Below are 13,058 nucleotides of genomic sequence, written 5' to 3' on the forward strand. Positions count from 1 at the left end.
TAGATGACCTCGGCGGAGACGTTGGCGCCGGTGGTGGCGTGTGTGCACTGGGCCACGATGGTCTGTCTGGTGGGGCGGGTGGTGGCCGATGACGTCGGCGGCCTGGTCGTTGCTGCCGCCGACCTGGCGCGCGGTGATGCCGTCTCGGATCATCAGATCGCGGATGGCCAACTCGAATTCGGCGGGCGTCATCTGGTCGATCTGGTCCAGGCTGGTGCGCCATGCGGCGGGCGGCCGTCTGCGCGCGCAGCGGCCATGCCCGTCCTCATGTCCAAAGGCCGCCGCGCCACCGGTGCCCAGCAGAATCGGCAGTACCCACCAGGTGACCAGTGGCGTGCGTCGCATAGCTCGGTGAGGCGGGGTGCGGGCTTGCGCGGGCGTGGCGGGGCCGCGTGCTTTGTTGGCGGCCAACCTCGCCGCTGCCTGCGCTGCCGGGCTCGCTGTACCAAGGTGATCCTTCTGGCCACGCGGAACGCCCGCCTCCTCCAAACAGGAGGGGCGGGCGTTCCGTTGTTCGGGGCTTCGCCGAGCCGTTGACGGTGGCCGTCAGCGGTCGATGACCTGTCTAGACGCACCAGAATTTCTTCTCCGTGCTATAAGCGTGGCCCACGTTGCCGATTTGGCCAGCCCTCTCCGCAACGAGATAGATAGACGACCGGTATTTGAATTCCTCTACCGGATGGTAGGTGCAGGTGTACTTTGCCTGAATGGGTTCACCCTGTTTGCACGGCTTCCAGGTTCCGCCATTGTGAGCGACGACCCTCCAGATGCTGGTTTCGTTGTCGAGCTGTTCGAGGTCAACGCCAACCTTGCACGAGGTGGGCCCGCCTATGCAGCCGGTGATTCTGGCTTCCGCATGGATGTCCTTGCTCGTTTGCGTGATGACGAAGGGTTGGATTGCCGCGGCACGACAGAAGAAAGCATTTGTGGATCGTTGTTCGGTGCTGGGTGATTCGCTGGGATGTTGCGGCTTACTGGTGCCTGACCTGGGTGTTTCACCTTTAGATGTGGCAGTGGTTTGCCCTGGGCGCGAGGGTGGGGCCGGGTCTGCGCCCGCAGCGCTAGCGAACGCTGAGGAGCCGAACACTGCGCTGGTAAGGGCTGCGATCGTTACTAACTTTGCTGCTCTCATGTGCCCTGCCCTTTCTGGCTAGCTGTCATGTGTGTTCGCAGAGGGAGGTGGCCGATCAGCCGACCGAGTGCGATCTTCACAAGGAAATCGTGCAATGTCATCACTGCGGGCCGGATGTGGTCAAAATGTCAATCGACGCACTGAGATTCGATTTGGTTTACAAGAATTTAAAATAATCATGTCAGCGCTGGTCATGCTTGGTAAAGTTTTCTTTACCATCGACAGATGTTGATTGATCGAACCTGTCCCCGTAGCGTCTGCAACGTGGAGATCTTCCGTTCTCCTGTACGAAAATTCATTTTTCTCTGTTCGAGAACACAGTGTCCAAGAAGGAGCATGATGAGAAGCCCCCTGCTCACCCGAATCGTGGCCGTTGCCGGTGTTGCCGCCGCGGCGGCGATGACTGCGGCCGGCACAGCCACTGCCACGGCCGACGAGCTCCCCTCTGCCCAGGACCAGATCAACCGCCAGTTGCGGGATCATCCCGGCGGTATCCAGACCGGCTCCCGCGAGGTGGCCTACCAGGGCGGAAGAGTGATCCTGTCTTTCCCCACCTCAGATGGAGCGGGGGCGGCGTGTGCATCCGGGGCGTACTGCTTCTACGACGGGGTGAACTTCACCGGCCGCACACTTACGTTCCGCGACTGCGGAGGCTGGCAGTATCTGACCGACTATGGCTTCGGCAACAAGACGTCCTCGTGGCGGAACATCACCAAGCACCATGTCCAGGTCCATGATCTGGAACCCGAGCCGATCAAGCTGCTGTGGACCGAGACCCCCCGCACCGACTCGTCGAACGTCGGGTCCGCCGCTGATAACAGGGCTGACGGCTTCCGGACTCTGTGCGGCAGCTAGGGCCGTACCTGAACGCAAATCAGACTGTGCCATTGGGCCCCTCGCCACAGCAGCGGACGATGAGGTAGCAGCATGAGCGACGACGCTTGGTCCGTCGGGCCCAACAACCGCAGCCAGACGCCAGGTCCCCAGGCGGCTCCGCCCGCCGGGGAGCCTGGCGGCACAGTGTCAATCCAGTGGCCGTTGGCCTCCACCCCTCAGTGTGAGGTCTTCATCGATCGGCTCCTGGTCCATCCCGCTGGCCTGCAGGTCGGTCTCCATTGGCGTTTCACCGACAAGCAAACGGCCGCCGAACACATCGGGGACCCGCGTATGCTGCACAGCTCTGCGCCCGGCGGCCCCGATGTAGTCATCCGGTCCGCCGACGGGGGCCAGATCGCCTCCTCGGCAAAGATCCCCGCACAGGACACCAGCGGGCGTCCTGCTATCACACTGGTCAGTGTGCAAGGGGGCCACCCGCAATGGCAGCTGCGGTTCTGGATCTGGCCGCTGCCCACCGAGGATGTCTCGCTGACCGTCAGCTGGCCCAACTGCGGTGTGAACGAGGCCACATGGCCGCTAAGGCGCGGACTTATCGACGAAGGTCTGCGCCGAGCCGCCGAGTTGCAAGCCCTGCGGGACGACGCCGCCACCGACGGGTTCCGTATCGAAGCCGACCTGCAGGCCCTCGGCGACATCGCCGCCAGACTGGCGGACCTCGGTGCCACGCTGCACACCCTGCCGCCGCACATCACCCGCGAACCCATCGTGCGTGTCCCCCGTGATGACGGGGTGGTCGAGGTGAATCAAGTGACCGGTGATTACCTGACGAACCTCACGTCGCGTCTCGAAGGACAGACCGTCCACGTGGTCACCGTGGAAGGCGCCGTCAACGGACAAGCGATCGTCGTCGGAGAAGACGCGGCGCTCATCGCCCGCGCCCTGGCGATGATGCCACCCCCGCACCGGCAGGGTGGTTCTTGAACTGAAACCCGTAGTGGCCCTTCCCCGCACGCTCGGGGGCTAGCGACCGAGGCCTCCGTCGCGGCCGTGGCCCGGGTCTTGGTGGGGGCCGTGGCGGTACGGGTCGGCGCGGCTTCGGACCGGGCGGCGCGTTGGGCGGTGGCGTGGTCGCGGCGTTGTTGCTGTTCGCGGTCACCGCGGCGGACCGGCAACGAGCTCCTGGCCGTGCTCGATCGCGCCCGCTTCATCGATCATGTGCTCGGGGATGGAGTACGCGGGGGCAGGTACACCGGCCGTCAGTGGTGGTCTCCGCGCAGTCGCAGTCGCAGTCGCAGTCGTAGGTGTCATCGCGGCCGAACGAATCCTGGTAGTCCTCGTGCGCGGCGATCACGTGCGCGAACCCGCCCCACGCGCGCTCCAGCGGCTCGGAGCCGCGCTGATGCGTTCCGCGGCTGCTGCAGGAGGTGCACGGGCCGGACGGCATCCACTCCGCTCGGGCAGGGTCCCGGTGCCCTCGCACAGTCCGCAGGGCTGCGCGGTCAGCAGGCCCTCGGGGATGGCGACCTGGTCCTCATCGGGCAGCAGCTGCTCGCCGTACAGCGGGTCGCGGGCGACGTCCTCGCCGTCCACCCACGCCGTCCGGGCCCGGGGGGCCGGTGGTCCGCCACCGCGCGCAGCACCGCCACGGCGCGGGCTCCGTAGGCGCACAGCGCCAGATAGCGGCGCTCGCGCGCCTGCCGGTCACTGACGCCGACCGGCAGCCCAAACTCGTCGTTGTCGCACTCCTCGAACGCCCGCACAACCTCGCTCGCGGCGTCGTAGCCAGCGGCATCGTCGGCGAGCCGCGACAGCACCGGCCGCCACGGGCTCATCAGCGCCGGATCGGCCACCAGCCCGGCCAAGGCCTCCCGCGCGGCCTGCCGCGTCACCTTCCGCGGCTGGTCGCCGGCGGCCTCCGGGCGCTCGTTGTCGCCGCGCCCGTCGCTGTGCCCGTCGCGCAGGGCCTGGGTGTACTTCGCCCCGTCGCGGGCCTGCTGCCGCGCGGCCTTGGCAGCGGTGGACTGGTGCTTGGGCATCGTGCTCGCTCCACATCTCGGCGGCCCCACGCCCCGCCGGGACAGTGCGTCACACGGCCAAGGAAGCTCTCCACTGCACGGGCCCCCTAGAGACCTTGGCCACCGGGTGCCGAGCGGCGTGGGCGCGATCGGCGGTGGCGGGCGGCGTACGTGTCTTGTCGCGAAAGCAACGTTGCGGCAGCCGCCGACACCGCGCGGCGGATCCGCGCGGACCGGTCGGCAAGCTGGGACCGGGGGCTACCCGGCCGGGCCGGTAGGCGGGCCCCTCTACCCGCGGTAGGCCCCCGGTAGGGCCGGTGACCTGGGCGGTAGGCGGGGTAGAGGGGCCCGCGGGCAGGGGCCGGTCAGCCGCCGTGGTCGGCGGGCGCGGTCTGGTGGACGGGTGCGGCGCCCGAGGCGTCGGCGCCGAACGCGGCCCGCCACGGCGCCGTGAGGACGTCGTAGGCGGCCTGCGTCCAGTCCGGGACGGTGCCGATCAGGTCGCGGGCGGCGATCGCGACCAGCTCGTGGCCGTAGGCGCACGTCACGGCGGTCGACCACCACCAGGCGTCCGCGCCGGCCGCCTGCAGCGCGGCCAGGGCCGCGTTCAGGCAGGCGTCCATAGCGTCGCCGGTGGCATTCGCCACGGCGTAGTAGCGGGCGGCCTCGGGGGAGGCGTCGGTGTCGCCGCGCAGCTGGGCGCGGGCGGTCCGGGCGGCGGCGAGGACCTCGTCGGCCTGCGGTCCCAGCAGCCCCGCGAGGGGCGCGTCTCCGATGACTTCCCAGCCGTCGGTGCCGCGGTCGCGGACCTGCAGCAGCCGGGCGGTGGCGGTGCCGTCCAGCAGGTAGCGGGCCTCGACGCGGTTGCCGTAGTGGTGCTCGAACACCAGGCGCTCGATGGGCAGGCGCCGGGGATCGGTCACCGCGGTCAGGTGGGCGCCGAGCATCGTGCCGGGTTCGACCGGGCCGGACGCGGCCAGGGTGTGCCGGTCGGCGAGGGTGACGTACACCGGCGCGGCCTAGTCGACGACGCGGGTCCGGTCGACGACCGGCTTGTCCAGGTCCCGGTGGGTCAGCGTGACGGCCAGGCCGTGCTCCTCGGCCAGCATGGTCGCCAGGACATCCCCCGCTACGGCAGCACGGTGTCGACCGCCGGAGCAGCCCAGCGCGATGGTGACGGGCCTGGGCGAGGGGCCGTCCAGGTAGGCCAGCACCGCCGCCGCGGCGGCGTCCAGCAGCCGCCCGATGCCGGGCGTGCGCAGCACGGCCAGGTGGACGGCGGCGTCGCGGGCGGTCAGGTACCGCAGCTCGGGGGAGACGTGCGGGTCACGGAAGTGGCCGCGCAGGTCCAGGGTGATGTGCGCCGCCGGGGCCGGGTCGTGCAGGTATCCGAACGTGGTGATGCTGATCTCGCGGTCGTGCATGATCGGGTCAGGTCCTTTCCAGGTTAGGTCTGGTGAGGGCTCAGGGCTCCGGGCGGTGTTGGCGCACCTTCCGGGGCCCGCGTGCTGTTCACGGGCCGGGGACCACCTCCTGCAGCCGCATCACCGCGGCGTCGGCGCGGGCGGGCGTGTCGTCATGGATGTCAGGGGGTCAGCGGGTGACCGGGGTGGGGCGTCTCGGCCTCGGCCTCGGCGAGCCGGGCGCGGGCCCCGGCGAGGCCTTCGCGCAGGTCGGTCAGCGCCGTCCCGGTGCTGCCGGGCTCGGCGAGTTCGTCGGCGATCAGCCGCTCGTACCACTCGACCTTGCGGCGGGCGTAGCCGACTTGCAGGGCGTGGCGGCGGACCGGGTTGCCGGTGGCGTGCTTGAGCAGCAGCGTCGCGGCCGCCGTCAGCATCACGCCGTGCTCGGTGGACGTCATCGGCGCCAACCCGGCCGAGACCGCACGGGCCGGGTCGTCGCCGACGCCGACGTCGCCGTGCTGGTGTTGCGTCGCGGCCCACTCGTCCAGCCGGACGACGGTGCGGGGCGACGCCTCGGCCCCGGACGGCAGGCCGATGACGCGCGGGTCGCCGGTCAGCCAGTGCTCGGTGATCGCCTCGTCGACGTACTTGTCGGCCTCGGCGTAGCGCTCGTGCGCGGCCTGGCGCGACACCTCGCCGAGGGACTCGCCGATGGTCGCCCACGACGCGCCGCGGCACCGGTCGTACAGCACCGCCAGCTGCAGGACGTACTCGGCCGTCGCGACCAGCGACCGCGACTCCTCGGCGACGTCGCCCGGACGCCCGTCCACACCCGTCCGGGCCAGCCCGGTCGCGCGGTCGGCCAGCTCGGCGGCCGCCTCGCTCAGCGCCAGCCGGATCCGGGACACCCGGCTCAGCTCCGGCCGGTGCTCGTTCCTCGATTCGCTCATGCGTCAAGGAGAACCTGACATGGGCACTGTGTCAAGGAATCCTTGACATTTTCCTGGCGAGAACCGGTAGCAAGATGTAGGAGTGGCCCCCACTTCTGTCCAATAAGCGCCGTCGCAGGTCAGAACACATATCGGCGCAAGAAATCACGCCGCGACCGCGCTGCCAGCGACGCGCTGACCAGCGAGCACGCCTATTGACACCAGGCCGCGCGCGCCGGTGGCTAGACTCCCCGGCGATCAGCAGGGCGGCCCTTCCCCGTCGTCGTGACCAGGCGAACGAACGGGGAGGGGCCGATGCGCGTCTACGTGGAGCTGCCGCCCGGGTGGGGGCCCGAACAGGTCATCATCGCCGCGTGGCTCCGCGCCGGGTACCAGGTGGACGAGGTGCGCAGCCTGGCGACCGGTAAGCGGCGGATGATCGTGCGCGCCGCTGGCGGGCGGCCGCGCGACCCGGCCGAGTTCCTGGCGGCCGAGGTCGCCAGGAACGGCGGTCACGAGAGCCTGGGTGACCTCCACCTGCGGGAGCTGCTCGGCCGGGACGGCTGAGCGAACCGCGCCGTTAAGATCCGGGCCGCTGCGCGCTGCGCATTGCGCGGGGTCAAAACCGCCCGGTGAAGCCGGGAGGGCTCCGCAAGTGGGCCGCGTGAGACATGAGAAAGGGCCCCCGCCCGGCTGGAGCTGCAGACTCGTCCGAGGTGGGGGCCCTACCTCCCCGCTAGGGGAGGTCCTGGCCGCCGCGGCGGCCTCGCCCGGCTCCAGCCGGATCCAGGACGCGACGAATGGCCTAACTGGGCTTGCCGCGTCTACGCGTCCGTGCCGTTCTCGCCCGGACTGGTGATGTTTTGTCGGATCCGTTGATCGAGGTCCCAGTGCCATGCCTGGTGGCGGGTGAGATCGACGACCCACGCGCCACATGCGGTGCACATCTGCCCGCCTGGTGCCGCAGCCGGATGCTCTGGCGTCGGTGTCTCCGTTTCGGTCAGCGTCTGGGGAGGGGGGGCAGGCTGCTCCCCGAAGGGGTCCCGATCGTCATGAAGTCCGACGGGCTGATGTTGCTCCAGGGCCAGGAGCCAGCGGCGGCGCCACAAGCCGCCGATCTCCTCCCTTGGGACCCCGAAGGTGTCCAGAAGCATCTCCACCACGCCCCAGGAGGGGAGCCGCTCGCCCTTGAACGCCCGTGACAACGTGGCCTTGGAAGCCACGTTGTCGATGTTGGCGAGCCTATTCAGGGACGGCTCGCCCGCTCGGCGCCGGGCGATCCGGAGCTGGTTGGCGAATTCGGCGGTCAGGTCGACGGCGGGCTCAGGCTTCGGCCAAGCGCGGGAGGGCTGGCCGAAACCAGGACTCGGGTTGCCGTGATACCGGAACGCGGCCGGGTGCGAAGTCGCCATCGTCGAGGAGGCGGCCGACGTCGGCTGGTTGTCTATCCTCCGGGCCGCTGCCTTCAACCGGTCCCCGATCTTCATCGCGGCCGCGACCGCATCGACGATGTCCTTGGCCTCTTTCAATCCGGTGATCGTACTGTTGGTGCGCACGGCCTTAATCGCTTGGATCCTCTGGTTCTTCGCGATCATCTGCAGGATCGCCTGGGAGCGACCGAACATCCGCGCGGCGTTCATGCCGCGGGTCAGGATGATGCCATCCTGCGCGGACAGGGCGCTGTCGAGCACGACCACGGCGACATCGAAGGAGTCGCTGTTGTCTCCGAGCGTCTTAAAGATCAGCTCGTCGGTATCGCGTGAGCCGGTGAAGGAATAGGGAGAGGCGTCCATGGGTCATTCGCCCCCGGTGTCCGTCGCACCAGAGCCGGGCAGGTTTGGAGCCGTCCCGGTCTCCGCTGCGGACGAGACCGCCAGCGCGTCCTGGGGCTGCAACCACGGTCGCAGAATCGCCTTGCCGAGTCGGACGAGGGGCAGCGTGACATGCCAGCCGCCGTGCGAGGCGGGCATAACGAGCCGGAGTGCGGCCCCCACCAGCACCATGGAGCCGAAGGAGATGCCCAGGGCTGGCCACAGATCGTAGGCACGTTCCTCGACCAGGTAGATCGCGAATGCGAGGTAGAGGGCGTGCAGCACAACCGTTGCGATGAGCCAGAGGAGAGCTGAGGGCTTCTTGGCCGGAGGCGGGACCGTCGAACCATCCGCCGAGCCGTCGATGGGGTAGAGCACGAGGTTGCCTTTCCAGCCGCTCTACCCGGAATCGCATGACCCCAGGTAGAACGGCCTGCCCATTGGTCTAGGTGGGTCTCGGTTGTACACACGGCGTTGTGGTGATCTTCCGGGTGCAACCAGAAGCACTCGGCCGTATGGACGATGTCGTCGACATCATAACGTGCGTAAAGCCGGGCAAGCCGTCCCTGATCCTGGGGTATCACGCAGCCCGTAGGGCTGGGCACCGACCTGGCCTCGCCTCCGGCGACGAAACAGCGGCACGCTTTAAGGCAGGAGCGCTGTCCGGTGCTCACAACGGGCTGGCCAGGAATCCAGCCGAGCCAGCAAAATATAAAAGAGGCTCCTCGTTGCACCGAGGAGCCCCTTAGATCCGAGACCCACCTAGACCAATAGACGGCGCCCGGAAACTTATTGCAGAACCTAACTAATCATGCAGCCGCATCCGATAATCTGGGCGCACGGGTGGCCAAGTCCTGAAGCGATGAATCCATCTTCACCGACAACCTGGAGGCGAGAATACTTTGGAACAAACTTAGTCTACTATGGAACGAACATATTGCATATTGAAACAGAAGTGAACCGCAGCTGCTCTCATGATCTTCTCAAGATGAAAATAAAATGATTCATTATCAAACCAAGTTTTCTCGGAAAATCTGCGTCCAGAAAGGTGGTATGTGATTTTAATCGCTAACAAGATGGCCGATTGCATGAGCAGAATTATTGTTTCTATTTGATGCGAAATTCTGCCTGTAAAATCATTCTTGAATATCCTTCTGTAAGTGGCTTCTCCTATCGAGTGGGCTGAGGTTGGCCAGTTTGATCTAGCACTTTATGGACATCCGATAATCGTGCAGCCCTGTCCGTTTCCATGGATCCTTGGGACGAGTGAGGCGATCCCCCTCGTTCTGGGCTGGCGACGAAACTAGGATGAGTGGATCGGTTTTTCGTCGTCCATCGGGGGCCAGTAGAGCGGCGACGTATCGTGGCCATGCCCCTGTGGAGCCTTCAGATGATCTCCTCGACCGCCCCCACCTGCGCTATGTGTGACAGGCCCATCGCCTATAGGGGAGCAGGTCGGCGGCCCAAGTACTGCACCAAGAGTTGCCGGCAGGCCGTGTACCGCGCGAACGGCAAGGCCAGGGAGAAGGCGGCCAAGGCGGTGATGACCCGTCGCATGCTCGGCGAGCTCGCCCACCAACTCCGCGGCAACATCGCCGAGCTCACCACCATGATCTCGTCCTTACAGCACGCGGACAGGAAGGACACGCTGCCGACCGGATGGGAGACTGCTGCGACAGTGCTCGCCGACCAACTGGCTGAGATGGCCAGGTCAGCGGCCCTCCTGACCCGCGAGCACGTACGACTCGCTGACGAGCACCGCCAATCCATCGAGATCGTCCAGAAAGCCAACGGGCACGACGGCTCCGCCGAGGAATCGAGTGACATCGCAGTCGAGTACATCCAGCGCCAACAGGGGCGACAACAGCCCCCGGTCTGATGGCGTGATCGAACGGGCCGCCCACCGGCCCGGGCGCGGTCGGCCCGAACTCGTACGCGGGAAACTCCGCGCCGTGCCACGGCTCCGGTTCGACTGGCGCACCGAACCGGTTCTCACCGGGTCGGCGCGCACACCCTGTCGCGGCCCCTGATCGCCGTCCTGCGCCGCGAGGATCCCGCCGCTCCGGGCGTGCGGGCCACCGGCCCCATAGAGACCGGGGCCCATACCTTCGTGCCCGGTGACGACATCCCGGCGACGTCCTCACCATGTAGGACATGGACGGCGACGTCTGGGACCGCTGGAGCAACGACCACGCCGACACCATGCGCGACTCCTGGCGGGATGCGCGAGTACGACCCCGATGGGCAAGACTCCGCCGCGGCGGGCGTCTATGTCACGCCCCACCTGCTCACCCGGTACGGCCCCTCACTCAAGTCGACATCCCGTGGCAGGGCGGCCCTCGCAGCCAGGACGCCCCCGCGATCGGTCGATGACCGTCTGGGCGTATGCGCGGAGCGACGCGAGGGATCTCACATAAGTTCAATCATGTGAGACCCCGACGAAGCTGCCGATCAGGGGCTGGGTGCCGAACGCGCCCCCGGCTGGTCCTCGACTATCTGCCTGCGGGGTACTGCGGGGTACACGGTGGGGCGTTGGAGGTTCCTCAGCAGCGGGGCGATGCGTCTTTGGGCGCGTGCGCGCCGGGACTTGATCGTCCCGGGCGGAACGTCCATGACCTGCGCCGCGTCGTCGACGGAGTAGCCCATCATGTCGATCAGGATGAGGGCGGCGCGCTGCTCGAACGGCAGCTGATCCAGCGCGGTGCGGACGTCGAGGGAGACGCCGTGCGCGTCGGTCGGGTCGGGCATCTTGGGCGCGACGGCGTCGAAGGTGGCGTCGTCGCCCATCGGTGTCGCCGGCCGGACGGACTTGCGCCTGATCCGGTCCAGGCAGGCGTTCACCACGATGCGGTGCAGCCACGTGGTGACGCTTGCGTCGCCGCGGAACCGTCCGGCGGCGCGGAACGCCGAAAGGCAGGCGTCCTGCAGGGCGTCGGCGGCCTCTTCGGGGTCGCCGAGCGTGCGCAGCGCGACGGCCCACATGCGGTCTCGATGGCGATGGACCAGCTCGGCGAACGCGTGCGGGTCTCCGTCCGCGTGGCGGCCCATGAGGTCGGCGTCGGTTGCTTCAGCTCGGCGTCGCGTCTGCTCTTCAAGGCTCGGCTGGCTGGTGCGGTTGGGCGGCTGTGGCTGACTTCTGAGGCGGGACCAGGCACTTTTCCAGCGTGCGGCGTGTGTTTGGTCCAAACCGCACGCGGCCACGTAATCCAGTACGAACTCCAGACGTGCGGGCAGCCGATTCCGCCGCAACGTCTCACTGACGGTGGCAGGCGGTAGGCGGTAACCGCCTGCGCGCTGGTTGAGAGCGGACAAGGACGGGTTGCCCGCCCACGCCCGCAGCCCCCTCAAGAGCGCGACGAACTGCGCTGGAGTCGCTGCCGTTTCGGGGTCAGGTGGATCACCGTCCAGCGGCTCCAAATGCTGGATGACTGATCTTCCCGCGGCCTGGCTGGCCTGGACGTGCAAGGTCTGGGCGCGTTCGATGTCTCCCCCGCAGGCACTGACGAACGACCGCGTGACCTGCCAGGTCGGAAGCTCGCGGCCGCTGGCGGCACTGCACAGGGTCGAGCTTGCCATGCCAGTGAGCGCAGCCAGCTCACGGTAGGTGGCGCCCTTCCGCCGGCGCAGTCGACGCAGCTCACGGGCGAGCTCGTGCGAGGGGCCGGCGGAAGGGACGAGCGGCTGCTCTGGCCGTCCGCCGCCAGGCATCACATTTGCCGTGACGCTAGGCGTTGTCGGGCGGCGCGATCCGGAGCCGGGCGGCGATTTCAGTGGCGATCAGCCCGGCACCACCGATGACCGCAAGCGCGGCGGCACTGGGGTAGCCGCGGCCTAGAAGCCACAGCACCCCCACCACCACGATGATCAGGATCACGATCGACCCACGGACCGCACCAGCGGCGGGCCGAACTCCGGGCGGAGGAAGCTCCCTCACGTGCTGGTTCCGGCGATCCGTGCGCGACTTTGCGCGCCTCAAGGGCAGCATCGTCGAGTACACCCCTTTCATTGTCCAGTGGCGTGAGACGAGGACTTGGGAGTCTCAGGCTGGGGCGTGGTTACCGCCATGCCCCAGCCTGAGAGACGACTCCTAGCTCAACTGTCCACCAGTGTTCACGGAGGGGTAAATGCCTTTGAGTTGTTCGGAGCCATTCGGACTTCACACACCCTCTGGACAGCTAAGAGGCGCGCGGTTCACCGGGTCAAAGCCCCCTTTAATCCGAGCGAGACCTAACTAGTTCGCCAGGGATGCCTTACTATCGCGAAAGATGGGTCTTTCTTTTGAGCCTGGACCGGAAGGGCGTCCCATCCAACAGAGGCACATCCCACTACGTCGCCGAGCACCCGGTTTCATTGGCGTGAGACGAGGCGCCCTGGCGATCGAGGCGGGCATCTGTTACCGCAGATGCCCGCCTACACGTTTGAGATGATCCGCTTCCGCGCAGCACCAGCCTTGGGCCGCCGCGGTCGAGGTCGGCCAGCAGTTCGTCGCGCAGCCCGGAGCGCCTCCGGCGTGCCACCGTCCTAGCGGAGCACGTCGTCCAGGATCGCGTCGGGACGGTGAGGCCGGACGGCGGAAGACAGGCCCGCCTGAGCGGTAGGCGAGGGTCTCACATAATGCGGGTCAGGCGAGATCGCCGCGTTTGGCGGGCTTTTGGATGGTGTCGATGTTGAGTGTGTAGGTGTTGCGGATGCGTTCGATGTCGAAGTCGTCTGGGTTGACGGGCTGGCGTTTGACGGTGACCAGTCCGAAGGCTTCGAGTTCCTTCATTCCTCTGAGGAGGCCGGCCTCGGTGAGGATGTGTCTCTGGCGCAGCAGTGACTGGGTGGCGGTGGACACGCGGGAGTAGACGATCTGCACCGGGCGCTCCTCGGGTGTCGATCCCCGAAGCCGTGTTCACGGTCGGGAGGGGCCGGACCCTCCTTCTATCTGC

Annotated in this window: 14 protein-coding genes and 2 pseudogenes; 5 read left to right on the forward strand and 11 right to left on the reverse strand. The window is 67.5% G+C overall.

The features are described from left to right. Positions 1 to 87 precede the first annotated feature (87 nt). Positions 88 to 345 (reverse strand): annotated as a pseudogene (locus tag ACH34T_RS43660) (restriction endonuclease); the annotation flags it as partial. A 256-nt stretch (positions 346 to 601) separates the two neighbouring features. On the opposite strand from ACH34T_RS43660, the gene ACH34T_RS43665 reads away from it, so the two are divergent. The 3 genes from ACH34T_RS43665 (at position 602) to ACH34T_RS43675 (ending at position 2,950) form a co-directional block, all read left to right on the forward strand. Then, positions 602 to 952, forward strand: coding sequence for a hypothetical protein (locus tag ACH34T_RS43665; RefSeq protein WP_396026920.1), 351 nt, complete (start codon positions 602 to 604; stop codon positions 950 to 952). A 519-nt stretch (positions 953 to 1,471) separates the two neighbouring features. Continuing rightward, the gene (locus ACH34T_RS43670) at positions 1,472 to 1,987 is read left to right on the forward strand and encodes a peptidase inhibitor family I36 protein (RefSeq protein ID WP_396026921.1); all 516 of its coding nucleotides are present in this window, start codon (positions 1,472 to 1,474) and stop codon (positions 1,985 to 1,987) included. A gap of 72 nt (positions 1,988 to 2,059) precedes the next feature. Continuing rightward, positions 2,060 to 2,950, forward strand: coding sequence for a hypothetical protein (locus tag ACH34T_RS43675; RefSeq protein ID WP_396026922.1), 891 nt, complete (start codon positions 2,060 to 2,062; stop codon positions 2,948 to 2,950). A 518-nt stretch (positions 2,951 to 3,468) separates the two neighbouring features. Here ACH34T_RS43675 and ACH34T_RS43680 read toward each other — a convergent pair. The 4 genes from ACH34T_RS43680 to ACH34T_RS43695 all read right to left on the reverse strand — a co-directional run bounded on the left by ACH34T_RS43680 (position 3,469) and on the right by ACH34T_RS43695 (position 6,337). Further along, positions 3,469 to 4,005 carry a hypothetical protein gene (locus tag ACH34T_RS43680; RefSeq protein WP_396026923.1) on the reverse strand — a complete coding sequence of 179 codons (537 nt, stop codon included), beginning with the start codon at positions 4,003 to 4,005 and terminating at the stop codon, positions 3,469 to 3,471. A 344-nt stretch (positions 4,006 to 4,349) separates the two neighbouring features. After that, positions 4,350 to 4,994, reverse strand: coding sequence for a hypothetical protein (locus tag ACH34T_RS43685; protein ID WP_396026924.1), 645 nt, complete (start codon positions 4,992 to 4,994; stop codon positions 4,350 to 4,352). Between the two features lie 9 nt (positions 4,995 to 5,003). Then, a complete protein-coding gene (locus tag ACH34T_RS43690; protein ID WP_396026925.1) occupies positions 5,004 to 5,408 on the reverse strand; it encodes an ATPase in 405 nt (134 codons plus the stop codon). A gap of 161 nt (positions 5,409 to 5,569) precedes the next feature. Beyond that, positions 5,570 to 6,337, reverse strand: a complete 768-nt coding sequence (locus ACH34T_RS43695) for a hypothetical protein (protein ID WP_396026926.1) — start codon at positions 6,335 to 6,337, stop codon at positions 5,570 to 5,572. Positions 6,338 to 6,631: 294 nt separating this feature from the next. On the opposite strand from ACH34T_RS43695, the gene ACH34T_RS43700 reads away from it, so the two are divergent. After that, entirely contained in the window at positions 6,632 to 6,883 is a 252-nt protein-coding gene (locus ACH34T_RS43700; RefSeq protein WP_396026927.1) for a hypothetical protein, read from the forward strand. Positions 6,884 to 7,140: 257 nt separating this feature from the next. On the opposite strand, the gene ACH34T_RS43705 is transcribed toward ACH34T_RS43700, so the two are convergent. Together ACH34T_RS43705 and ACH34T_RS43710 are read right to left on the reverse strand one after the other, a co-directional pair. After that, positions 7,141 to 8,109, reverse strand: a complete 969-nt coding sequence (locus tag ACH34T_RS43705; RefSeq protein ID WP_396026928.1) for a ribosomal protein L7/L12 — start codon at positions 8,107 to 8,109, stop codon at positions 7,141 to 7,143. 3 nt (positions 8,110 to 8,112) lie between these two features. Continuing rightward, the gene (locus ACH34T_RS43710; protein WP_396026929.1) at positions 8,113 to 8,505 is read right to left on the reverse strand and encodes a hypothetical protein; all 393 of its coding nucleotides are present in this window, start codon (positions 8,503 to 8,505) and stop codon (positions 8,113 to 8,115) included. Between the two features lie 1,012 nt (positions 8,506 to 9,517). Between ACH34T_RS43710 and ACH34T_RS43715 the strand changes: the two genes are divergently transcribed. Further along, on the forward strand, positions 9,518 to 10,006 hold the full coding sequence (locus ACH34T_RS43715; RefSeq protein ID WP_396026930.1) for a hypothetical protein: 489 nt from the start codon (positions 9,518 to 9,520) through the stop codon (positions 10,004 to 10,006). 572 nt (positions 10,007 to 10,578) lie between these two features. Here the strand turns inward: ACH34T_RS43715 and sigM are convergent. The 4 genes and pseudogenes from sigM to ACH34T_RS43735 all read right to left on the reverse strand — a co-directional run bounded on the left by sigM (position 10,579) and on the right by ACH34T_RS43735 (position 12,985). After that, positions 10,579 to 11,313, reverse strand: coding sequence for an RNA polymerase sigma factor SigM (gene sigM / locus ACH34T_RS43720; protein WP_396026933.1), 735 nt, complete (start codon positions 11,311 to 11,313; stop codon positions 10,579 to 10,581). Positions 11,314 to 11,616: 303 nt separating this feature from the next. After that, positions 11,617 to 11,835: pseudogene (locus tag ACH34T_RS43725) on the reverse strand (helix-turn-helix domain-containing protein); the annotation flags it as partial. A 16-nt stretch (positions 11,836 to 11,851) separates the two neighbouring features. Continuing rightward, complete coding sequence (locus ACH34T_RS43730; protein WP_396026931.1) at positions 11,852 to 12,001, reverse strand: hypothetical protein; 150 nt, start codon at positions 11,999 to 12,001, stop codon at positions 11,852 to 11,854. Positions 12,002 to 12,748: 747 nt separating this feature from the next. Then, complete coding sequence (locus ACH34T_RS43735) at positions 12,749 to 12,985, reverse strand: hypothetical protein (protein ID WP_396026932.1); 237 nt, start codon at positions 12,983 to 12,985, stop codon at positions 12,749 to 12,751. Between the last annotated feature and the right edge of the window lie 73 nt (positions 12,986 to 13,058).

The sequence above is a fragment of the Actinomadura sp. 9N215 genome, assembly GCF_044326345.1.
GTDB lineage: Bacteria > Actinomycetota > Actinomycetes > Streptosporangiales > Streptosporangiaceae > Spirillospora.

What these genes read in the sequence shown, in the direction of transcription:
- ACH34T_RS43670 (WP_396026921.1), top strand. Translation starts at nt 1,472, where the DNA reads ATGAGAAGCCCCCTGCTCACCCGAATCGTGGCCGTTGCCGGTGTTGCC.
- ACH34T_RS43675 (WP_396026922.1), top strand. Translation starts at nt 2,060, where the DNA reads ATGAGCGACGACGCTTGGTCCGTCGGGCCCAACAACCGCAGCCAGACG.
- ACH34T_RS43680 (WP_396026923.1), bottom strand. Translation starts at nt 4,005, where the DNA reads ATGCCCAAGCACCAGTCCACCGCTGCCAAGGCCGCGCGGCAGCAGGCC.
- ACH34T_RS43690 (WP_396026925.1), bottom strand. Translation starts at nt 5,408, where the DNA reads ATGCACGACCGCGAGATCAGCATCACCACGTTCGGATACCTGCACGAC.
- ACH34T_RS43695 (WP_396026926.1), bottom strand. Translation starts at nt 6,337, where the DNA reads ATGAGCGAATCGAGGAACGAGCACCGGCCGGAGCTGAGCCGGGTGTCC.
- ACH34T_RS43700 (WP_396026927.1), top strand. Translation starts at nt 6,632, where the DNA reads ATGCGCGTCTACGTGGAGCTGCCGCCCGGGTGGGGGCCCGAACAGGTC.
- ACH34T_RS43705 (WP_396026928.1), bottom strand. Translation starts at nt 8,109, where the DNA reads ATGGACGCCTCTCCCTATTCCTTCACCGGCTCACGCGATACCGACGAG.
- ACH34T_RS43715 (WP_396026930.1), top strand. Translation starts at nt 9,518, where the DNA reads ATGATCTCCTCGACCGCCCCCACCTGCGCTATGTGTGACAGGCCCATC.